Origin of the sequence: Acidovorax temperans (assembly GCF_006716905.1) — a bacterium.
In the GTDB taxonomy this organism is placed as follows: domain Bacteria; phylum Pseudomonadota; class Gammaproteobacteria; order Burkholderiales; family Burkholderiaceae_C; genus Acidovorax; species Acidovorax temperans.
Genome location: NZ_VFPV01000003.1, coordinates 327,651 through 348,674 on the forward strand (window position 1 = coordinate 327,651; position 21,024 = coordinate 348,674).

Annotated in this window: 15 protein-coding genes and 5 pseudogenes; 7 read left to right on the forward strand and 13 right to left on the reverse strand. The window is 66.0% G+C overall.

The features are described 5' to 3' along the window. Positions 1-16: 16 nt before the first annotated feature. Positions 17-379 (forward strand): DUF3742 family protein, encoded by a 363-nt coding sequence (locus BDD18_RS16405; protein ID WP_476723698.1) that lies wholly within the window; start codon positions 17-19, stop codon positions 377-379. A 28-nt stretch (positions 380-407) separates the two neighbouring features. Here the strand turns inward: BDD18_RS16405 and BDD18_RS16410 are convergent, their stop codons facing one another. From BDD18_RS16410 to BDD18_RS16465, 12 genes and pseudogenes are all read right to left on the reverse strand, one after another. Next, positions 408-1,940: a conjugal transfer protein TraG N-terminal domain-containing protein gene (locus tag BDD18_RS16410; protein WP_142084471.1), complete on the reverse strand. Its 1,533-nt coding sequence runs from the start codon at positions 1,938-1,940 to the stop codon at positions 408-410. A 15-nt stretch (positions 1,941-1,955) separates the two neighbouring features. Beyond that, on the reverse strand, positions 1,956-2,309 hold the full coding sequence (locus BDD18_RS16415; protein ID WP_023109290.1) for a hypothetical protein: 354 nt from the start codon (positions 2,307-2,309) through the stop codon (positions 1,956-1,958). After that, positions 2,306-3,712: an integrating conjugative element protein gene (locus BDD18_RS16420; RefSeq protein ID WP_142084473.1), complete on the reverse strand. Its 1,407-nt coding sequence runs from the start codon at positions 3,710-3,712 to the stop codon at positions 2,306-2,308. The genes BDD18_RS16415 and BDD18_RS16420 overlap by 4 nt, the downstream gene beginning before the upstream one ends. A gap of 10 nt (positions 3,713-3,722) precedes the next feature. Next, positions 3,723-4,667 (reverse strand): TIGR03756 family integrating conjugative element protein, encoded by a 945-nt coding sequence (locus tag BDD18_RS16425; RefSeq protein WP_142084475.1) that lies wholly within the window; start codon positions 4,665-4,667, stop codon positions 3,723-3,725. Continuing rightward, entirely contained in the window at positions 4,664-5,113 is a 450-nt protein-coding gene (locus BDD18_RS16430; protein ID WP_142084478.1) for a TIGR03757 family integrating conjugative element protein, read from the reverse strand. The genes BDD18_RS16425 and BDD18_RS16430 overlap by 4 nt, the downstream gene beginning before the upstream one ends. Positions 5,114-5,281: 168 nt before the next feature. After that, on the reverse strand, positions 5,282-5,776 hold the full coding sequence (gene radC / locus BDD18_RS16435; RefSeq protein WP_054414798.1) for a RadC family protein: 495 nt from the start codon (positions 5,774-5,776) through the stop codon (positions 5,282-5,284). Between the two features lie 195 nt (positions 5,777-5,971). After that, positions 5,972-6,715: a DsbA family protein gene (locus tag BDD18_RS16440; protein ID WP_142084480.1), complete on the reverse strand. Its 744-nt coding sequence runs from the start codon at positions 6,713-6,715 to the stop codon at positions 5,972-5,974. A 13-nt stretch (positions 6,716-6,728) separates the two neighbouring features. Then, positions 6,729-9,616 (reverse strand): annotated as a pseudogene (locus BDD18_RS16445) (conjugative transfer ATPase). Next, complete coding sequence (locus BDD18_RS16450; protein ID WP_034021502.1) at positions 9,616-10,050, reverse strand: TIGR03751 family conjugal transfer lipoprotein; 435 nt, start codon at positions 10,048-10,050, stop codon at positions 9,616-9,618. The pseudogene BDD18_RS16445 and the gene BDD18_RS16450 overlap by 1 nt, the downstream one beginning before the upstream one ends. After that, positions 10,031-11,020 (reverse strand): annotated as a pseudogene (locus tag BDD18_RS16455) (TIGR03752 family integrating conjugative element protein); the annotation flags it as partial. The gene BDD18_RS16450 and the pseudogene BDD18_RS16455, both read right to left, overlap by 20 nt. Positions 11,021-11,073: 53 nt before the next feature. Continuing rightward, positions 11,074-11,274, reverse strand: a pseudogene (locus BDD18_RS16460) (ATP-binding protein); the annotation flags it as partial. A gap of 426 nt (positions 11,275-11,700) precedes the next feature. Then, a complete protein-coding gene (locus BDD18_RS16465) occupies positions 11,701-12,609 on the reverse strand; it encodes a LysR family transcriptional regulator (RefSeq protein ID WP_066695993.1) in 909 nt (302 codons plus the stop codon). Between the two features lie 139 nt (positions 12,610-12,748). Between BDD18_RS16465 and BDD18_RS16470 the strand changes: the two are divergent. Further along, positions 12,749-13,178: pseudogene (locus BDD18_RS16470) on the forward strand (transposase domain-containing protein); the annotation flags it as partial. Positions 13,179-13,299: 121 nt separating this feature from the next. Here the strand turns inward: BDD18_RS16470 and BDD18_RS16475 are convergent. Then, positions 13,300-13,593 (reverse strand): annotated as a pseudogene (locus BDD18_RS16475) (IS110 family transposase); the annotation flags it as partial. A gap of 284 nt (positions 13,594-13,877) precedes the next feature. Between BDD18_RS16475 and mads1 the strand changes: the two are divergent. The 5 genes from mads1 (at position 13,878) to ftsH (ending at position 20,997) form a co-directional block, all read left to right on the forward strand. Further along, a complete protein-coding gene (gene mads1, locus BDD18_RS16480; RefSeq protein ID WP_142084485.1) occupies positions 13,878-14,159 on the forward strand; it encodes a methylation-associated defense system helix-turn-helix domain-containing protein MAD1 in 282 nt (93 codons plus the stop codon). 32 nt (positions 14,160-14,191) lie between these two features. After that, the gene (locus BDD18_RS16485; RefSeq protein WP_016451637.1) at positions 14,192-14,761 is read left to right on the forward strand and encodes an Hsp20/alpha crystallin family protein; all 570 of its coding nucleotides are present in this window, start codon (positions 14,192-14,194) and stop codon (positions 14,759-14,761) included. A 93-nt stretch (positions 14,762-14,854) separates the two neighbouring features. Next, positions 14,855-17,704, forward strand: coding sequence for a heat shock survival AAA family ATPase ClpK (clpK, locus tag BDD18_RS16490; RefSeq protein ID WP_142084488.1), 2,850 nt, complete (start codon positions 14,855-14,857; stop codon positions 17,702-17,704). 17 nt (positions 17,705-17,721) lie between these two features. Beyond that, positions 17,722-19,152, forward strand: coding sequence for a cardiolipin synthase (gene cls, locus BDD18_RS16495; RefSeq protein ID WP_142084490.1), 1,431 nt, complete (start codon positions 17,722-17,724; stop codon positions 19,150-19,152). 27 nt (positions 19,153-19,179) lie between these two features. Then, on the forward strand, positions 19,180-20,997 hold the full coding sequence (ftsH, locus tag BDD18_RS16500; RefSeq protein WP_142084492.1) for an ATP-dependent zinc metalloprotease FtsH: 1,818 nt from the start codon (positions 19,180-19,182) through the stop codon (positions 20,995-20,997). Positions 20,998-21,024: the final 27 nt, after the last annotated feature.

The window sequence follows — 21,024 nt, forward strand, 5'->3', positions numbered from 1 at the left end:
ACCGAGGCACATGAGCATGACCACCAACACGCACAACGGGCGCTGGAGCCACCGGCTGGGCCGGGGGGCTGGCCGTGCCTGGCGTGGATACCTGCGCCGCGAGCAGCGTGTCGCCGGCTGGCTGGTGACGCGCGGGGTGCCCGCAGGCGCGGCGACGGCGGTGCTCTGGATCGTCAAGCTGGCCGTGCTTGGTATGCTGCTGTACTCCGTATCCTGGCTTGTCCTGCTGCTGGCCTTTGCTGTGGTCGCCGCATGGCTCGCGCGGAATGCCGATGAGGACGACGAGAAGCAGCCGGAACTCAGAGACGGACACTCGGGCGTCGGCCTGTACGACAAAGATGACTGGCGGATCGACATGGGCGATCCCGACGAGCTGTAGTTGTCGCATCAACGCGAGAGAGTGCTCCTTACTTCGCCGCACCTTTCGATACGGCCGTCATCGCAAGGCGAGAGCCACTACCTCCGGCCGACTTCGCATCGGACGTGCCAGTGATGAGACCGCCTAGGAAGTTTCCAGCGCGAACTCCTGCCCATCCGAGTGCCATGACCCAGAACGTCGGCAACACGATGAACATCGTTGCCATGACGAAGTTCAGCAGCATGTCACCGAACGCATTGTTCAGGCCGATCAATGGGTCGAAGTTGGCGTGCGGCCTGTCCGCGCCAAACCCCCAGCCGTAGAGCGCGTCCAGGATCGTGCTGTCGATCCAGCGCGCGAGCTGGAACCAGAAGTCCACGAAGAACAGCGCGAACTGGACGCAGCTCACCGTCACCACCGTCTTCAGGTCGTAGGTGCCGATCAGCAGCACCAGCGGGATGCAGATGACGAGCGCCATCTTGAGCATCGTCAGCACCATCGGCAGCGCCTGGCGTACCACGTCCATCGCGGGGAAGAAAGCCAGCGAGCCGACGGTCAGCCCCAGGTCGCCCACGCCGCGCGTGACGACGTTCGGCAGCGTCTTGTCGATCTGGCCGCCGTAGTCGGTGTAGACGACGCCCTGGTTCATCTTCTGCTGTCGCGGTGAGACCACGGCGCGGATCACCGAGTCATTGACCTCGCTCTGCGACAGGAAGCCCGCCCAGCGCCCGATGCGGGTCAGCAGATCCGGGTCGACCTGTGCCAGCAGCCGGCTGCGCAGTCCCTGGCCGCCATCGGCCCACCACTGTCGGCAGGACGGATAACCGCCACCGCTGTCCACCTGTGCCAGCCCTGCATCGCGGGTCGCGTCGTAGGGCCAGGCCGTGCGTGGGGTCTTGGAGCGATAGGTGTCATAGAAGCCGGGCGTGTCGAGGAAGTAACTCGACCCGATCCAGGTGACGTCGTTCATCTGCTCGTCGGAGAGCGTCGGCCGGTTCATGAACAGCTTGGCGCGCGACGGCCCGTAGCAGTCGTGCGTGAAGTCGGCGACCTCCTGTGCCAGAACCGGATCGTCGATGCGCGTGGCATCGACATCCATGCGAATCTGACGCAGGTCCGTGCCGCAGGGAATCGCCGCCACCGCGGCGCCCGTCACGGCTTTCGACAGCGCGTGCATGAAGAACCACCACACCGGCACCAGCGCGCTCTGGTCGTTGAGCGCCGTGTAGACGTTGGACCAGCCCGTGTCGTTGGGCAGCGGGACGTTGACCTGGCATTGCGCGGACCGCGTGGTGTCGAACTTGATCGTGGCGAGATCCACCGGGATGAACGGGATGCCGGCGAACAGGATGACCACGATCGCCACCCACACCCGGTTCTCGATGCGCATCGACGACAGCACGCCCTTGTTGCCCTCGTCCGCACCTTCGCTGCGGGCCTTGAGCCATTCCTGGATCACGATGGCCACGAACGGCAGCGCGAACACGCCGCTGGCCACGAGGATGCTCCAGATGCCGTTGTTGACCACCCAAGCCACCAGGGTCAGGTAATACTCCAGGTAGTCCGTGGTGTAGAGCGTCATGCCTGCCTCCCGGTCTCAGCCGTGCCGCAACAGTTGGCTGGCTTCCAGCGCGACCACGGCGATCACGGCCGCGATCTCCGTGCGCAGCAGGCGCTGATGCGTCTCGCGGGACGGCTCCCGCCGCAGCAGGCGCCGGCGCATCCACCACCAGCCGTAGGCCGTCGCTCCGTAGAGGCACAGCCGCCACACGAAGAAGTGGCCGGCATGCGCCTGCAGCCAGTGCTGCCAGCCCTCGACGCCGCCGACCAGGTGGATGCCGGCGATGTTCACTGCTACTGCTGCGGCCACCACCAGCAAAGTCCACAGCAGCGCCACGCCGACGCGGCGATTGAACAGCCATGGCAACCGCAGCCAGACCAGCCGGCTCATGGCGTACCGCTCCGCGGCTTCTGGACTTCCCGCAGCCGGTCGCGCGTGGTGTCGCCCTCGAAGACGCCGCGCGAGCCGGCAGCGCGGGTGCTGTGGCGCTGGATGATCGCCATCGCCGAGTTGCCGGCCAGCGTGCGGCGCAGCTCCAGCTCGGTCTTGAGGTTGTTGATCTCCTGCTCCAGCGCGCTGTTCTCCTGGTCGACCGCCCGCACGGCCAGTTCGTTGGCGGCGACGTTCGGCTCCTTCTTGCCGGTGAGCAACGTGCGTTGCAGCAGCAGGGCTTTCTCCAGCACGCTGGACAGCGCCGCCTCCGACGCCAGGCGCTTGCCCAGCACGTCCTGGTCGGGTTCGTCCCGCAGGGCCTCGATCACGCCGCGGGTGATCGGCAGCGAGCTGCTGCCGGCTGCGTCGAGATTGGCCGGCGTCGTCGGCCGGGCGCCCGTCACCAGCTCCTGCAGCACCTGCAGCTTGGTCTCGTACTCTTCCTGGATCACTGGCGTGAGCCCGACGCCAGGCGTGGTCTGGGTCTTCGTGCAGTTTTCGCAGGTGCGTTGCTCGCGTTCGCCCAGCACGCGGTTCGCAAAGGCCGCGGCCGCGCCAGGCGACGACCAGGTCTGGCAGGTCAGGCGGTTGCCGCAGGCGCTGCGCGCGATCGACGAGGTATCGGTGACGCTGCGCCCGTTGAGCAGGTTGTAGCCCGCTCGCGTCACGTCGCCGACCACCTTGATCGAACTCTGGCCGGAGCCACCCGCGTTGCCGCCGCCGACCCATGGCACGCCGTTGTTTCCTTTGTTGGACTCGGCCTGCTCGATGGCGGAGACGGCATCGGTGCTGCTGACCGCATCCCGCAGCGCCATCCCTTCGGCGAGCTGGTCCCAGCCGGCCTGGCCGCCGGCCATGTCCGCCATGCGATTGGCGATGGCCCGGCAGGTCATCTTCGAGCGGTCGAAATCCAGGCGCGCCTGGAGGATGCCGTTGGTGAGCAGGTTGTACAGGCCCGGGTCGGCGCGCTGGATGATGAGCGCCGGGAGTGACGCCACCGCGGCAGTGGCGTTCTGGATCACGTTGCTCATGATCGTCTGGAAGCCGTTGGTGATGCCGTTGAGCTGGTTCTGCAGCGTCGTGGTGATGCTCATGTCGCCGCAGATCAGGTTGCTGTTCCAGCCGATCCCCACGCCGATGCTCTGCATGTTGCCGGCACCACCCATCGACACGGCCCGGCCGCCGCCAATGCTGTAGAGCACGTCGTCGCCGATCACGCTGCCGCTGACGTTCACGCCATTGGGATCGATTCGGGTCTGCGCCCAGGCGACGCCGACGACCAGCGTGATGGCCGCCACGAGCAGCGTGGCCCGCAGGGGCGACTTCGCGCGGCGCAGGAAGTCAGGGAGGGATGCGGTCATCGTGGGTTCCTCACATGAAATCGACGCTGCCGAGGAAGACCTGGCCACGGCGCCGGCAGCAGGAGTACGGCCGCCACAAGGCCCAGGCGTAGTCGCCCTGCTGGGCCTGCACGCGGGTGCGGCTGTGCGGGAAGACCACGCAACTGTTCGAGAGCGTGGGCGTCAGCTCCTGCCACTTGCCCGTCGAGGCGTCGGTCTCCATCAGCGCGCCGGCCGGCCAGTAGCCGTCGCGGGCGTTGGCCAGCAGGGGCTGATACACGTGAATCTGGTTGCGGCGCGTCACGATGTCGCCGGCGCGCTGCGCGACTACGGCGCCGCTCTTGTGGTCGTCGGTCTGGTGCAAGAAACCGCCGCGGGGATACACGTTGCCCCAGAGGTTCAGGCCGGTGCGCGTACCGATTTCGCGCCGGCCGGGGATGAGCGCTTCGGGGTAGAACGCTTCCGGGATGTTGTAGCGCCAGGCGATCGTGTCGAGCGTGCTCAGCAGATACGGCATGAAGGCCGTGCCAGCGCCTTCGCAGGTGTAGCCGGAGGCGCTGGCGAACTGGCTGAACACCATCCCGGCCGGATGGCCGATGACATCGGCGTTCTTGAACTTGGCGAGGTTGTTCTCGTTGTCGTGATTGGTCGTGCCGTCACCGCCAGCCTTGGCGGTCGGGTTGGGCATGCTCATCGCCCTAACCTCCAGCCACGGGTTTTCGCCAGTGTTCGAGTAGCTCGACACCACCGCATCGGGGACGTAGTGGCGCACCTTGACGGAAGTGCGAACCGAGCAGCCGAAGGGCGTGCAGTACAGCCAGTAGCAGATTCCGACCACGCGGTGTTCGAGGCAGTCGGGGGACAACGCCGACGAGACGATGGTGGCGGTGTCCAGGGCGAACGTCGACGTGGCCGCGCACAGCAGCAGCGAGGCGACGGTGGCGCGCAGGCGCCGGGATGCCAGCAGGAGGCTCATGGCTGCGTGCTCCGGTAGGCGTTGATGCGCGCGACGGCGCGGGGCACGTCGGGCTCGCCGTAGACCACGTAGCGTCGATCGACCACCACGGCGGGAATCTTGGCGATTCCCAGCCCCCAGGCATCCGCGACACCTTGGTAGGCATGGCCGATGCGGCGCTGCAGGGCCTCGCCGCCGTCATGCAACCGCTGCCGCACCAGGGCTGCGGCCTGTTGGGGGTCGGCCGGCAGGTGCGCCGCGAGTTCGACCTCGATGCGCGTGGCCTGGTCCAGCTCGATGATCCGCACGCCGGCCGGGGCCTGCACCGGATGACGGCTGTCGGTGACGACGAGCACATCGGCGGCCGCCGCGATGGGACTGAGCAGCGCGGCGCACAGTCCACCGGCCAGCCGGGCGGCCAGGAGGCGCCGCGAGGCGGCAGGAAGGTTGAGGGAATGAGCCGGCATGTCGCGCCTCCGCGGAGTCGATGCAGACTCGTAGTCGAGCGCAACGCAGATCAGGGGACGACAAAGAAACCGAAACCGGTCAGTCCCGATTTCTCTGCGGGTCGGCGAAAGGAAACGGGAGCCAAGGGCTCCCGTGGTGATGACATGAATGCGCGTCGGCTGGTGCTGCTACAACAAGCCGGCTTCGGCGAACGAGTACGGGCTGCCCTTGCCGACGATGAAGTGGTCCAGCACCCGGACATCGACGGTGGCCAGGGCGCTCTTCAGCCGCTCGGTGATCGCACGATCAGCGGCCGAGGGCTCGGTGTTCCCCGAGGGGTGCTGATGCGCCAGGATCAGCGCCGAAGCGTTGAGCGCCAGCGCACGCTGGACCACCACCCTCGGATACACCGAAGTCTGGTCGACCGTGCCCTGGAACAGCGGCTCGAAGGCGAGCACCTGGTGCTGGTTGTCGAGAAACACGACGGCGAAGATTTCGTTCGGCTCCGCGACCAGTTTCAGGCGCAGGTAGTCGCGCACGGCGGCGGGACTGCCCAGCGCCGGACCGGCCTTGAACACGCGGTTCTCCAGCAGGGTGATGGCCTGCCGGATGATCCAGTCTTCGTGCTGGGCGGCGATCAGGGTGAGCGACTCCGGGCGGGAGTCGGCGATGACGAGAGACATGGCGAACCTCCAATGGATGAGATCGGAGGGCGCCTGCCCCTGGAGGGCAAACCCTCCTGGGGACGATGGGGATGGAACAGGTGACGAGCGGGCATCCACCACCGCGGATGCGGTGGCTGTTCGCGTCAAGGGATGCGATGCGAACGGGTTTCGATCAACGCGGACGAGCCGCGCCGCAGCCTTGAAGATCGATGGCTACCTGGGCATGTCACCGGCAACGCCGGCGGGCATGTCTGGGGAATGGGCGGGTTCGGCTGCGGTCGTGCTGCCGGCGGCGAGCAGGTCGATGGCCGACAGCAAGGTATCGCCTTCGACGGGACCGTGCAGCAGGAGGGTCTTGCCGGACTCGCGGTCGCGCAGTTGCAGGGCCTGCGTGGCCGCGATGCCCTGCTGTGCCGCTTCCGCCGCCTGGGCACGGATGACGGCATCGGGGCGATCGCTGTCGAGACAACCCTGCATGGCTGGCGTGAGGTCGGGATAGCGCAGGCCTTCCGGCAGGCCCTGCCCGTCGCCACGGGTGTTCGCGTAGAGCCACGCCACGGCTTGCCAGAACGTGGCATGCCCGCCCGTCTCGCCCGCGCACTCGGCCAGGCGTGCCCCGGCAGTCGCAGCCGGCTCGTGCATGGACAGCGGTAGGTGGTGCCACTGCCAGTTCACCTCGGGATGGGCGTCGATCCAGCGCTTGAGTTCGGGGAAGTAGGCCCGGCAGTACGGACACTCCAGGTCGGCGTACCCGACCACCGTGAAGCGCGCATCGGCACGGCCATACAGCCAGGGCGGGCCGGCCGGTTTCGACGCTTCGGACCCGGCGGCGGCCAGGGGCATGGACTCGGTTGCCGGTTGCTGCGCGCGCAGCAGCATCCACGAGGCCACCGCAATCGTCACCACGATCAGCAGACCGATCCAGGGATGACGGCGGGCGAAGGAAGGCATGCGCATCGTGTCGCTCCCGTCAGGCCAACGTGTCCAGCGCCAGCGGTTCGATGCCCCGCGCACGGTCGATCTTCTCGGCCACGCGGAAGGCGGCATCCAGCTCGCTGATGCCGTGCTGCTGCATCAACTGGAAGCGTTCGGCCTTCTCCTCGGGCTCGGTCATCGCCATCGCCAGGTAGAGGCTGGGCGGCACAGCGCGGAACAGCACTTCCATCGACTTGGACAGGATGACGCCCTCGCTGAACTTGCCGGCCTCCTTGCGTGCCGAGAGCATCAGCGCCTTCTGCGAAGCGTTGAGTTCGCGGAAGCGCGCGATCTTCTCGATTTCATCGGGTGGCATCGACAGGCAGATCCACCACTCGATCATGTTGAGCATGGGCTCGGCCGCTTTCGGCAAGTCGTCCAGGTTCTGCGTGGCGAGCCAGAACCAGGCGCCGAGCTTGCGCCACATCTTGGTGATCTTGACCACGTAGGGCGCGAGCAGCGGGTTCTTGGTGATGATGTGGCCTTCGTCCGTCACGTTGATGATCGGTCGGCCCAGGAACTGGTCGCGCTCGGCGATGTTGTTGACGGTGTTGATGAGCGAGATGTAGGCAATCGAGAGCTGGGCGTTGTAGCCCTCGCGCGCGAAGGTGGCCAGGTCCACGATGGTGATGTCCGCCTCGGGCCACGGCGTGCCGGACCGGTCGAACATCTCGCCGTCCACGCCCTGGCAGAACATATCCATGGCGTCGGCCATCTCCAGCAGCCGTGCGCGCCGCATCTCCGGCAGCGTCGCATCGCGGGCGCGCTCGCGCAGCGCCTCGCGCACATCGCGGGTCAGTACCGTGCGCTTCTCCGCTACGCAGTGCTGTGCCGCATCGAGAATGCACTGGCGGATCAGGCTGCGGTCGGCGCGCGTCATGCGCGCTTCTTCCTTGTCCTCGCCGCCGGTGATCATCAGCCGTGCAGTGATCTCCAGCTCCCCGAGCACGTCGCGCTGCTCGTCGCCTTCCACGGCCATGCCGGCATCGGTCTGGTCTTCGTCGAGCGCATCGGCGTCCAGCGTCTGTACCTGGCTCGGCGTATCGACCAGGCGCCAGGCGTCGGCGAACGGAGCCAGACTGACGCCCGCGCCGGGCGCGAGCTTCACCCGATGCACGGTGAGGCCCAGCCGTGCCGCGAAGTCGCCGAACAGGCCGAAGCTGTTGCCAGCCTCGACGATGAACAAGCGCGGCCGATAGATCGCCGTCACCTGATTCAGGATGTTGTTGAGGGTCGCGCTCTTGCCCGAACCCGTCGGGCCGAACAGGAACAGATGCGCGTTCATCTGCCGGTCGAGGCGGTTCAACGGATCGAAGGTGATCGGGCCGCCGCCGCGGTTGAAGAACGTGATACCCGGATGCCCCGTGCCCTGACTGCGGCCCCAGACCGGCGCCAGGTTCGCCGCATGTTGCGCGAACATGAGCTGGGTGTACCACTGGCGCTTGTCGGCAGCCGGATCGAACACGCACGGCAGCCAGCGCAGATAGCTGTTCAGCGGCGCCACCTCGTCCTCTTCGCGTACCGGTTGCAGGCCGGCGTTGAGCATCACGTTGACGAGCTGCAGGCCGCGCGCATCGAGCTGGGCCAGGTCGCGGCCGCGCAGGTAGAACGCCAGCGCGCCGCGGTAGAGCTTGTGCGCGCTGCCGATCAGGCCGCGCGCCTGCTGCACGTCCTGCCGCGTCTGCTCCGAGGCCAGGGTCTCGCCGACAGCCTTCCTGGCGAGGTGGTTGAGGTGCGCCTCCAGCACGTCCTGGGGCGTGGCGACCAGCGTCAGGCACATCACCGTATCCTCGGGCATCTGGTCGAACAGCGCGTTCATGGCATCGCCGCCTTTGCGCGTCTCGCCCGTCAGATGGCCCGTCACGGGTGGCGTGCGCAGACGATCCATCACGATCACCCGATGCGGCATGCCGTCGAAGAACCACAGGCCGTTGGGCACGTCCGAGCGAGGCTGGCCGAAGAACAGGCGCTGCGCGAAGTCGGTGCCGCTGGCGAGTTCGATCTCGCCCTCCTCCCGCTCTTCCGGGTAGCGGGTCAGCGCGTAGAAGCGTTCCCGATCTTCGGCGGTGGCGCCGAGCAGGGTCGGATTCGGGTTGAACCAGCGCAGCAGCCAGGCGTGAATGTCCGCAGCGCCGAGACGCCGGGCTTTCACGCCGGCATTGGCCAGCCCGCCGGCAGACGGTCGCAGATCGTGGTCAGTGCCTGCTCGGGCGACTGGCCGCGCCGCGGGGTCGGCGCCGCGGACGTGCGGCGGTAGACCACCATGCGCACGCGCCGGACCTGGCCGCGCCACGGCAGGCGCGTCACCGTGGTGTCCTCGAACAGGCCCCCCGGCTTGGCGATGGCCCGCAGGTGATGGGCGAAGAAGCGCAGGTAGAAGTCGCTGAACGCGCTGCCCTGCGCACGCGGCTGCAGATAGTTCGCCAGGGACCGCAGATAGTTGTCCCAATCGGCCTCATCCTGGGCGTAGAGCTGCACCACCCAGGGGTTGTCGTCCAACTCGTCGAAGGAGTCCTGCAGGGCGTTCTCCAGCGCATCGCGCGCCTGCCATAGCCAGGCCATCTCGCGGCCCTCGGTGCCGACCGGCGCCAGCTCGAAGAAGGCCGCCACCGACTGGCCGTCTTCCAGCAACATGCACTTGGTGTCGGGCAGGTACTCGACCCAGGGCAGCAAGTCAGCGAACGACGGCGCGACGCCATAGAGCGCATCGTGGTCGGCCTGAGTGGCCGGCCTGCGCCGGCCCCGGCGGAGCGCGCTGCCCGGCTCGGCGACACCCTGTGCCGCCAGGGCCGTCACGTGCCGTGCCCAGGCATCATCGGCCGCATCCACGGCGGCAGCAGGCGATGCGCCGGGCTTGCGTGACCACGGCAGCGACCAGGCCATCAGTAGTCCTCCACGCGCTCGCCCGGCATCGCGTACTGCACGCGCTGGTAGAGCGGGAACACCGTGCTGTAGCCGGGCACCGGCACCGGGTCGGTGCCCGCCAGGTGCGGGAACACGTACATCACCAGGTCGGGGTTCGGCAGGCGGTGGAACTGGCGGTAGATCTCGTTCTGCGCGGTGCGGGTGTAGCGCGCCTGCACGCCGGGCACCGCCTGCACATCGGCCTCGGTCAGCGGCCGGCGCAGGCCCTGGCGCGCATCGAGCAGTTGCCGCGCGGCCTGGCCGCTGCCCGCGCTGCCGCCAGTCTCCTGATGCCAGATGTCGAGCATGGTGCTGTCGCCGTGTGGCAGCAGCTTCTCCTTGCTGGTGGCGCAGCCGCCGAGCAGGGTGGCCGCCAGCAGCACGGCGGCCGCGTCAATCCAGATCCGAGGCATGGGCTTCTCCGGTGCGGTGGTGGACCCGACGCCCCTTGGCGTCGTAGTCGATGTCGAGCGGCTGCTCCAGATGCACGGCCACCCTGGCGCCGGGCTGCACGTAGACCGCCGCGAAGGCCTGGCCGTAGAGCTTGTTGACCCAATCGGCCATGTCGCGCACGCGGCCCGCGAGGATGCGGCCCATCGCTTCGTTGCCGCTGATGCCGACGGTGCCCAGTGAGCCGTTGCTGTTGGCGACCACGGCCACGCTCCCGTTGTCGGACTTGATGAGCGAGGCCGCGCCGGCGCCGGCCGCGGTGATGAGCGCCTGGCTGCCCAGGTACTGCTGGGCGTTGCTGCGCCGCTCGCCGCTGACGCAGGGAATGCCGTAGGGGTCGCTGATCCAGCCCAGGCCGCCCTGGATGCTGGCGCCGTTGTGCCCCGAGTTGCCGCCGTTGCTGCCGCCCTTGCTGCTGTCCTCCGGCACCGTGCGGATGGTGCCGTCCTGGAACACGAACGTGACCGAGCGGATTTGCCCGCGCACGCACGAGAGCGTCCAGTCGCCCGAGGCCGTGCCGCTGACCACGGCGCCGGCCACGTCGGGGATGTCGATGCCGTTGGCCGTGAGGTTGTCCGGGCCGATCAGCACCTTGAACGGATAGGGATCGTTGACGGTTCCATCGATCGGCACGCGCCCGATCAACGCCGTCATGGCAATCGACCCCATGAGCGTCGAGTTCGACGGCACGGTGTAGACAGCCTTCGTGGATGCGCCCACCGCGCGGCTGCCGGCGTCGGCGACGGATTCCACAGCGGCCGACAGGCTTTTCTGGGCCGGCCCGAAGCTCAGGGGAAAGCTCGGCTCCTTGCTGCCGCTCTTGACGTCGACCTTGGCATCGTCGGGCTCGACCCACTGCGTGCCACCGACGCCGCGGTTGAAGCGCTTGCCGTCACCCTCTTCCAGCCCCAGCCCGACGGGCAGGTCGGACGGGCTGTTGAATCACGTTCAAAACTGAGCCGGGCGTCACGTTCAAAACTGAGCCACTAGGTTGAAGAAGAAATGGCTTGCTCGGTTGTGGACAAGTCTACTGTGTGGTCGGTCTGTGGTGCTCCTTTCTGGGCTTTGGTGCGAGTGGTTTTTGCTGTGCTGGGTGCGTGGGCACTGGAGTTGCGAAACCGCCAGCTCTGATTGCCGGTCTCCACGATGTGGCAGTGGTGGGTGAGGCGATCGAGCAGCGCGGTGGACGTTGGGTGCGGCGATGTCGCCGAGCGTTACGCAGGGGGCAAACCTCCTTGCGGAGCCCGCTACACCTCAACCATAATGCACCTGCGAAAAATCTTGTTACCGGCGCAACGGTCTGAAAAGCCGCGCATCCAAGTTCGATCAGGAAGGGATGCCGCGCTTTACCGGAAAACCAGGGCAAAGTTTTCGTAGGAATACGGGCGGGGTAAAGCGCCAATGCGACTTCCGGCTGAGCCGGTTTGCATCCAGCAAGGGCTCATGCGTTCTGCGTCACTGCTGTGACCTCGACAGCTTGAAGGTGCCTTGCTTGATGCCGGGTGGATAGGCCCGATTCGCCATCCATGCCCGTGACGCAAAAGGTCGGCCGCCGATGCAATGCGGGTCAAGGTCCAGACCGAAAGGGAATCGTACCGTCCAAAATCCCCGCGTCACATCGGGCGTTGATCGGTGCCTTGCGGGCGTCCGACACGCTCCACGCGGTCGATGAACTGCCGCAGCGGCTCCATGATTTCGCCTTCGGGTCGCAGTAGATAGGTCGTCAGCGAAGCGGTCTCGTCGGCCAGCGGCCGCACGACGACATCGGCCTGATGGCAACCCGCCAGATGCGCCGCGCTCGAAAAGCCCACGCCGTAGCCGGCGGCCACGAGGGCCAGCATCAGGGAATGGGTCTTGACGTACTCGGCTACCGTCGGCTGCGCATCCACCGTGCGGAGCAGCCGTTCGCGCTGCCGGCTGCAACCTTCGCAGACCTGGGGATCGCACAGCACCAGCGGATAGCTCGCCACTTCCTCCAGCGGCACTTCCTTGAAAGCCAGCAGCGGATGCCTGGCGGGCAAAGCCACCACCAGCGGGTCTCGCCACACCGGCATGGCGACGATGCCGGCGTCCATTTCACCAGCCAATGCAAAACCTGCGTCATACAAGTCGTTGCGCAGTCCAGTCACCAACTGCGCCAGTGGCGTTTCAAATATCCGAATGCCGACCTGTGGTGCCTCCTCGCGGCAAAGCGCAAGCAACGCCGACAAGCGGGCCTGCCCCATGTCACCAGATAGTGCGATGCGCAGCGTGTTCCGCTGGTTCGCTGCGGCGCGTGCCTTGGTCTGCGCTTGCTCGAAGGCCAGCAGTACGCGCCGGGCTTCTTCGAGGAAGACCTGTCCCGCCGGTGTGAGACGAACACTGCGTGGCAAGCGGTTGAGCAGCGGCACCCCTAAATCCGCCTCCATCTGGCGGATCGTGCGCGACCGTGGAGACTGTTCGATGTGCAGCCGTCGAGCAGCCCGGCCGAAGTGCAGTTCCTCGGCTACGGCGATGAAGCAGCGAAGATGGCGTAAGTTCATGCTTTCTCCCTGCCGATGTGATCAGTCCATATCATCGTAGGGAGCCGAATAGTGCGGAGGATTCACCTCTGTATCGAGATGAGAGCCATCCTGGGGGGTGATGCTCGGATGCTTTTCGCCCATGTCAGCGCCTACGGCGAAGCTCTCGTTCGAGATCGCCCAGCTGCGACGCCTGAAGTTCGGCAAGAAGAGCGAGCAGCTCGATGCCGAACAACGCGCGCTGTTCGACGAGGCTCTGGACGCCGACCTTGCCGCGGCTGAGGCGCAGCTCCAGGAACTGCTGGGCAAGAAGAAGCCGCCGGCTACGCCTGGCGCGATGCCTAAGCGCACCGCCTTGCCGGCGGACCTGCCGCGCGTGGACTGCCACCACGAGCCCGAGAACACCCGCTGCGCGTGCGGCTGTGCGCTCAAGCGCATCAGCGAGAAGCTGGACTACACGCCGGGCGTGTTCACGGTCGAGTGCCACATCCGCGGCAAGTGGACCTGCGCATAGGTGCCGAACGCTGACCCAGGCGCCGGTCCCGGCGGAGATCATCGCCAAGGGCATCCCCACCTCCGGGCTGCTCGCGTAGGTGCTGGTCGCAAAGGACTCCGACCATCTGCCGCTTACATGGTCGTCCCTAGGCAAGCAGGAATAAGCTGCGTGAGTGAATCGGGAGGTTTGCGTAGCTGATGGCTGGCCAGCAGCGTCTGCGCCGGCGGCTTCACCGGCACGAAGCGCATGTGCGGGCGGGTTGCCGCCTCGCAGATCGCTGCGGCATCGGCCGCACCGTTCTTGCGTCCCTTGCCGGCCATGCGGTAGGGCGTGACGAAGTGGCCTGCAATCAGCCGCGCATCCAGCCCATAGCCGCGCAGCTTGCGTGCCCAGTGATGCGCACCGCCGCAGGCCTCCAGGGCCACCAGGCAGCCGGGAGGCAACTGCGCGCACCGGGCCGCAAACTTGTCAGCGGCCAGCGCCTTGGCAACCACCACGCGCGCATCCACCGCATGCACCTAGATAACCCGCTTGGCCAGATCCACCCCGACTCGGGCAATCTCGTTCATGGACTTCCCCTTTCACATGGCTGCAGATTGATGACTTGGGGAGCACCATCGCGGTGGCAGCCAACATTTGTTTCCTGGCTGCTTACGATTGAGTCACATCAATCGGCCAGCAGATCGCTGGATGTTGACTCTTGACTTTCGGCATATTAGGCGCAATATCTTGCAAAGTCTTGCAAGAATTTCCTCGAGCGAGGCCGCGTAACGACGGAACTTGTGGGGGTGGTATGACAGCGCGCCAGCAGGCGATCTTCACACTCGACGAGTTGGCTACCTACTTAAAGGTCGGCAAGCGGACGCTTTACCGGCTCGCCTCGCACGGGGAAATTCCGGCCTTCAAGGTCGGCGGGACGTGGCGGTTTCGTCAAAGTGAAATCGATCAATGGATCAATGATCAGATCCAAGCAGGCAGAAAGAAGGAGGTGATACGCACAGATGAGCAGCCGAAGTCAGCGAAACATCCCGTGTCGCCTGGGCGCGCTATCCATAGCCGCAGGCAAGCGGATTGAGTGAGTCTTCAATTGATTTCTGGAGGTATGACATGGACATTGATTTCAAGAAATTGGCTCCCTGGAACTGGTTCAAAAAGGAGCAGGAAGAACAACAGAGCACTGCCTCGCTGCCGGTGCAGCGCAATGACCTGCCGGTGGCGGGTGGGCCCGTCAGTCCCATCCTGCAATTGCATCGCGAGATCGACCGCCTGTTCGACGACGCGTTTCGAGGCTTCGGTTTCCCGACGCTGGCCATGCCACGCTGGCCGTCGGACTGGCCGGGCATGCTGAAGCCGGCGCTGGACATCCAGGAGACCGACAAGCAGTACAAGATCGCCCTGGAAGTACCCGGCATCGAGGAAAAAGACATCCAGATCACGCTCGACAACGACGTGCTGCTGGTGCGCGGTGAAAAGCGTCAGGAGCAGGAAAGCAAAGACGGTGGTTTCCACCGGGTGGAGCGCTCCTACGGCAGCTTTCAGCGCGCTCTGAACCTGCCGGCCGATGCCAACCAGGACACGATCAAGGCCGCTTTCAAGAACGGCGTGCTCACGATCACGATGGAAAAGCGCGAGGCCAGTACGCCCAAGCAGGGGCGCTCGATCCCGATCAACGGCTGACGCGGGGCAGCGCGTTTTTCTCAAAAACCACAAAGAGATGAGGCACCGTGATCGGCGGTGCCTCGTCAGATCAATCTTTACAGGAGCATCAGCATGGCCAGAAAACAATGCCAAGTCTGCGGCCAGCCCGCCACGGTGCGGGTGGAAGCCAATCTCAATGGTCGCCACAGCACCATGCTGTTGTGTGACGATCACTATCGCCAACTGGTGCGCCAGCAAAAGCGCACCGTCTCACCGCTGGAAGCCTTGTTCGGCTCGCGCAGCGGGCTGTTCGAAGACTTCCTTGGCAGCGACTTCTTCCGCATCGGTGACGACGCACCGTCCATGGCGGCCGATACCGACGAGGTCGTCGATGCCTCGTTCGGCGAACCCGCCCCGGCCGGTACGGGCACCGCGCGCCGTCGCGGCAGTGGGCTCGCCAGCCGCATCAGCGAACAGTCCGAGGCCCTATTGCAGGAGGCCGCCCGACACGCTGCAGAGTTCGGGCGCGCCGAAGTCGATACCGAACACCTGCTGCTGGCGCTATCCGACAGCGATGTGGTGAAGACCATCCTGGGGCAGTTCAAGATCAAGGTCGATGACCTCAAGCGACAGATCGAATCCGAAGCCAAGCGCGGCGAGAAGCCGTTCGAGGGCGAGATCGGCGTGTCGCCCCGGGTCAAGGACGCGCTCAGCCGTGCTTTCGTGGCCTCCAACGAACTCGGCCACTCTTATGTCGGGCCGGAGCATTTCCTGATCGGGCTCGCCGAGGAAGGCGAAGGTTTGGCGGCCAACCTGCTGCGCCGTTACGGCCTCACGCCGCAAGCGCTGCGCCAGCAGGTAAGCAAGGTGGTCGGCAAAGGGGCCGAGGATGGCCGCGCCGAGACGCCGACCAACACGCCGGAACTCGACAAGTATTCGCGCGACCTCACCAAGATGGCGCGCGAGGGCAAGCTCGATCCGGTCATCGGCCGCGCGCAGGAGATCGAGACGACCATCGAAGTGCTGGCCCGGCGCAAGAAGAACAACCCGGTGCTGATCGGCGAGCCCGGCGTCGGCAAGACCGCCATCGTCGAAGGGCTGGCGCAGCGCATGGTCGCCGGCGAAGTGCCCGAGACGCTGCGCGACAAGCGCCTGGTGGAACTCAACATCAACGCCATGGTGGCAGGCGCCAAGTACCGGGGCGAGTTCGAGGAGCGCGTGCAGAAGGTGCTCAAGGAAGTGACCGAGCACCAGGGCGAGCTGATTCTCTTCATCGACGAGGTGCACACCATCGTCGGTGCAGGCCAGGGTGGCGGCGAAGGCGGGCTGGACGTGGCCAACGTGTTCAAGCCGATGATGGCGCGCGGCGAACTGAACCTGATCGGCGCTACCACGCTCAACGAGTATCAGAAGTACATCGAGAAGGACGCCGCGCTGGAGCGTCGCTTCCAGCCGGTGATGGTGCCCGAGCCGACCGTGGCGCAGACCATGATGATCCTGCGCGGCCTGCGCGACACCTTCGAGGCGCACCACAAGGTCAGCATCACCGAGGATGCGATCATCGCCGCCGCCGAGTTGTCGGACCGCTACATCACCGCGCGCTTTTTGCCGGACAAGGCCATCGACCTGCTCGATCAGGCTGCCGCACGCGTGAAGCTGTCGGCCACGGCCCGCCCGGTGGCGGTGCAGGAGCTGGAGTCCGAACTGCACCAGCTGCGGCGTGAGCAGGACTATGTGGCCTCGCGCAAGCAATACGACAAGGCCGCCGAGCTGGGCAAGCACATCGAGGCCAAAGAGGCCGAACTCAAGAAGCTTGTCGAGGAATGGGAACGCGAGCGCGCCTCGGGCAGTGCCGAAGTCAAAGCCGAGCATGTCGCGCAGATCGTCTCGCGCCTGACCGGCATTCCGGTCAACGAGCTGACGGTGGAAGAACGCGAGAAGCTGCTGCATCTGGAGCAGCGGCTGCACGAGCGCCTCGTGGGCCAGGACGAAGCGGTGCGCGCGGTGGCCGATGCCGTGCGGTTGTCGCGCGCGGGCCTGCGCGAAGGCAGCAAGCCGGTGGCGACTTTTCTGTTCCTCGGGCCGACCGGCGTGGGCAAGACCGAGCTCGCCAAGGCGCTGGCCGAGTCCATCTATGGCGATGAAGGTGCGCTGCTGCGCATCGACATGTCCGAGTACGGGGAACGCCATACCGTGGCACGCCTGGTGGGCGCGCCTCCGGGTTATGTGGGCTATGACGAGGGCGGCCAGCTCACCGAGAAGGTGCGTCGCAAGCCCTACAGCGTGTTGCTGCTGGACGAGATCGAGAAGGCTCACCCCGACGTCTACAACATCCTGCTGCAGGTGTTCGACGACGGGCGGCTCACCGACGGCAAGGGCCGGGTAGTGGATTTCACCAATACCATCATCATCGCCACCTCGAACTTGGGCTCGGACATCATCCAGCGTCGGCTGAAGGCCCGTGGCGCCGTCGGCGAGGAATACGAGAAGACCAAGGGCGAGGTGATGGACGTGCTGCGCGGACACTTCCGCCCCGAGTTCCTCAACCGCATCGACGAGATCATCGTCTTCCATGCGCTGGGCAAGGAGGAGATCCGCCATATCGTCGGCCTGCAGCTCGATCGTGTGGCCCGCAACGCCGCCAGCCAGGGCGTGACGCTGACCTTCGATCAGACCTTGATCGATCACTTCGCGGAGGAAGGCTACAAGCCCGAGTTCGGCGCGCGTGAGCTCAAGCGGCTGATCCGCAGCGAGCTGGAAACTGCTCTGGCGCGCGAGATGCTGGGTGGCGGTATCGGCAAGGCCGATCACGCCAGCGCCCGCTGGGACGACAAGGCCGAACGGGTGGTCTTCGAGCGCCAGGAGCCACCCGCAAAGCCGGCCGAGCCTGAGAAGCCCGATGCCGCGAACGTGGCCGAGACGCCGCCGAGCGACGCGAGCAAGCCTGCGCGCAAGAAGAAGTCAGCGGGCGGCGAATCTTGAGTCATGAGGAGGCTGTCGTGTCCGACCCCAACGGGCTGACATGGGCAGCCACCCTCGTGTCGCTGGCGGTCGCTATCCCCACAGCGGGGCACGCGGTCATCTACAAGCGTGACCCTCGATCGGCCACGCTGTGGGTACTGCTGATCGCCTTGTTGCCGCTGGGCGGTTCGCTGCTGTATGGGCTGTTCGGCATCAACCGTTACCAGCGGCGGGCGCGGCGGCTCTTCCCGGGGGCAGATCCTGCTGTTCGGCAGGACCTCTCGCCCACGATGCCCGAGGCTGTATCGCCGCCGCTTGCCGGTCTGGCCCACCTGGTGGGACGCGCCACCGGCCAGTCGCTGACCAGCGGCAACCGCATCGAGCCGCTTGTCGATGGCGAGCAGGCCTACCCGGCCATGCTCGCCGCCATCGAATCGGCGCGGTACAGCGTCGCCTTGGCCTCGTACATCTTCGACAGCCAAGGCATCGGGGCGCAGTTCGTCGATGCGCTGCGCCGGGCTCATGAGCGCGGCGTGCAAGTGCGGGTGCTGATCGACGACGTGTATGCCCGCTGGACGCCCCGCAGCGCCTACCGCGCCTTGCAGCGCGCCGGCGTTCCGGCGGCGACGTTCAACCCGACGTTGATTCCCGCGCGCCTGCATGCCGCGCATCTGCGCAATCACCGCAAGCTGCTGGTGATCGATGGCGAGACGGGTTTCACCGGCGGCATGAACATCTTCGGTTCGTATTGGCGGCCCGATGCGCCGGGCCAGGCCTGTCACGATTTGCACTTTCGTCTGCGCGGGCCGGTGGTTGCGCATCTGATGCGGTGCTTCACCGACGATTGGTGCGATACCACGGGCGAGCGGCTCAGCAAGGGTTTCTGGGGCGAACCGCCCGCAACGGCTGATGAGCAAGGAACCTCTTGGGCGCGCGGCATCGAGGCCGGTCCCGATGAGGCCCTGGACAGGATGCGCTGGACCTTCATGGGCGCTTTGAGCGCGGCGAAGCATTCGGTGCGCATCTGGACACCTTACTTCGTGCCCGATCAGCCGATGATCGCGGCGCTGAGCACGGCCGCGTTGCGCGGCGTGCGCGTCGAGGTGCTGACGCCCGCAAACGGCGACCATCCCACGGTGCAATGGGCCGCGCGCGCCCACTACTGGCAGGTGCTGGAGCACGGTGTACGCATCTTCGAACGGCCTGGCCCGTTCGACCACAGCAAGCTGATGCTGATAGACGGCCAGTGGTGCTGCCTGGGTTCGGCCAATTGGGATGCGCGCAGCCTGCGCCTCAACTTCGAGTTCAATGTGGAGGTGTACGACACCGCGCTGTCTACGCGGCTGGAATCCCTTTTTGATGCCGCCCGTGATGCATCGAACGAGATATCGGCGAAGGCGTTGCGCGCCCGCCCGCTGGCCATCCGCTTGCGCGACGGGGTGGCCCGTCTGTTCACCCCCATTCTCTAGCGACACGACTTGCGAGGAACATTGCCCATGGAAAAGAAAGATCAATGGAACATTGGCTACTGGATCGTCGCCGGCCTGTTGCTGCTGACGCTGCAGAACTACTGGCAGGCGGCCAAGACCGTCGAGCCCGTGCCCTACAGCGAATTCGAGAAGGCACTGGCCGAGGGGCGCGTCGCCGAAGTGCTGGTGTCGGACCGCACGGTTACCGGGCGTCTGAAATCACCGGACAGCCGGGGCAAGACCACCATCGTGGCCACCCGCGTCGAACCCGACCTGGCCGAGCGTCTGTCCAAGTACGAGGTGCCCTATACGCGGGTGGTGGAAAGCACCTGGCTGCGTGATGTGCTCTCCTGGATTCTGCCGGCGGTGGCCTTCTTCGGCGTCTGGTTCTTCCTGTTCCGCCGCTTCGCCGAGAAGCAGGGCATGGGTGGCTTCCTGAGCATCGGCAAGAGCCGCGCCAAGGTATTCATGGAGAAGAACACCGGCGTGACCTTTGCCGATGTCGCTGGCGTCGATGAAGCCAAGGCGGAGTTGGTTGAGATCGTCGATTTCCTCAAGAATCCGCAGGAGTATGGACGGCTCGGGGCGCGCATTCCCAAGGGCGTGTTGCTGGTCGGCCCACCGGGCACCGGCAAGACATTGCTGGCCAAGGCTGTTGCCGGCGAGGCGGCGGTGCCCTTCTTCTCCATCTCCGGATCAGAGTTTGTCGAGATGTTCGTCGGCGTGGGGGCAGCGCGCGTGCGCGACCTGTTCGAACAGGCGCGTGCGCAGGCGCCGGCGATCATCTTCATCGATGAGCTGGATGCTTTGGGCCGCGCACGCGGTGTCGGAGGACCGATCGGTGGACACGACGAGCGTGAGCAGACCCTCAACCAGCTGCTCACGGAGATGGACGGCTTCGACAGCTCGGTCGGGCTGATCATCCTCGCCGCCACCAACCGCCCCGAAATCCTCGACCAGGCGCTGCTGCGCGCCGGTCGCTTCGACCGTCAGGTGCTGGTGGACCGGCCCGACAAGAAGGGACGGCTGGACATCCTGAAGGTCCATGTCAAGAAGATCACCCTGGCCCACGGTGTAGATCTGGAACAGGTGGCGGCGCTGACCACGGGCTTTTCGGGTGCAGACCTCGCGAACCTGGTCAACGAGGCCGCGCTGGCCGCGACCCGGCGCAAAGCGTCCGCCGTGGAGTTGCAGGATTTCACCGCCGCCATCGAGCGCATCGTGGCGGGCCTGGAGAAGAAGAACCGAGTACTCAATCCCAAGGAGCGGGAAACCGTGGCCTATCACGAGATGGGCCATGCGCTGGTGGCGCTGGCGCTGCCCGGCACCGATCCGGTACACAAGATTTCAATCGTTCCGCGTGGCATCGGTGCACTCGGCTACACCCTGCAGCGGCCCACCGAAGACCGCTTCCTGATGACGCGCGCCGATCTGGAACACAAGATCGCCGTGCTGCTGGGCGGTCGTGCGGCCGAGAAGCTCGTGTTCGGAGAGCTGTCCACCGGGGCTGCCGATGACCTCGCACGGGCCACCGACATTGCCCGCGACATGATCACCCGCTTTGGCATGGACGAAGGACTGGGCTACATCGCCTTCGAGGCGCAGCGGCCACGCTTTCTCGATACACCGGAACTGGCCCAAGGCGGCTGCCGGGTGGCCGAATCGACCCAGGCGCGCATCGATCAGGCCATCCGCGACATCGTGATGGGCGTGTTCGAGCGCGCCTACCGGATCCTCGACACCAACCGCGCGGTGCTGGAGCGTTGTGCGCGCGAACTGCTGGCGCGGGAAACGCTCGACGAAAGCGATATCCGTCAATTGACTCAAGGACTTGTTCGGAACTGAAAACAGTAGTAGGTGCCATTCAGAGTA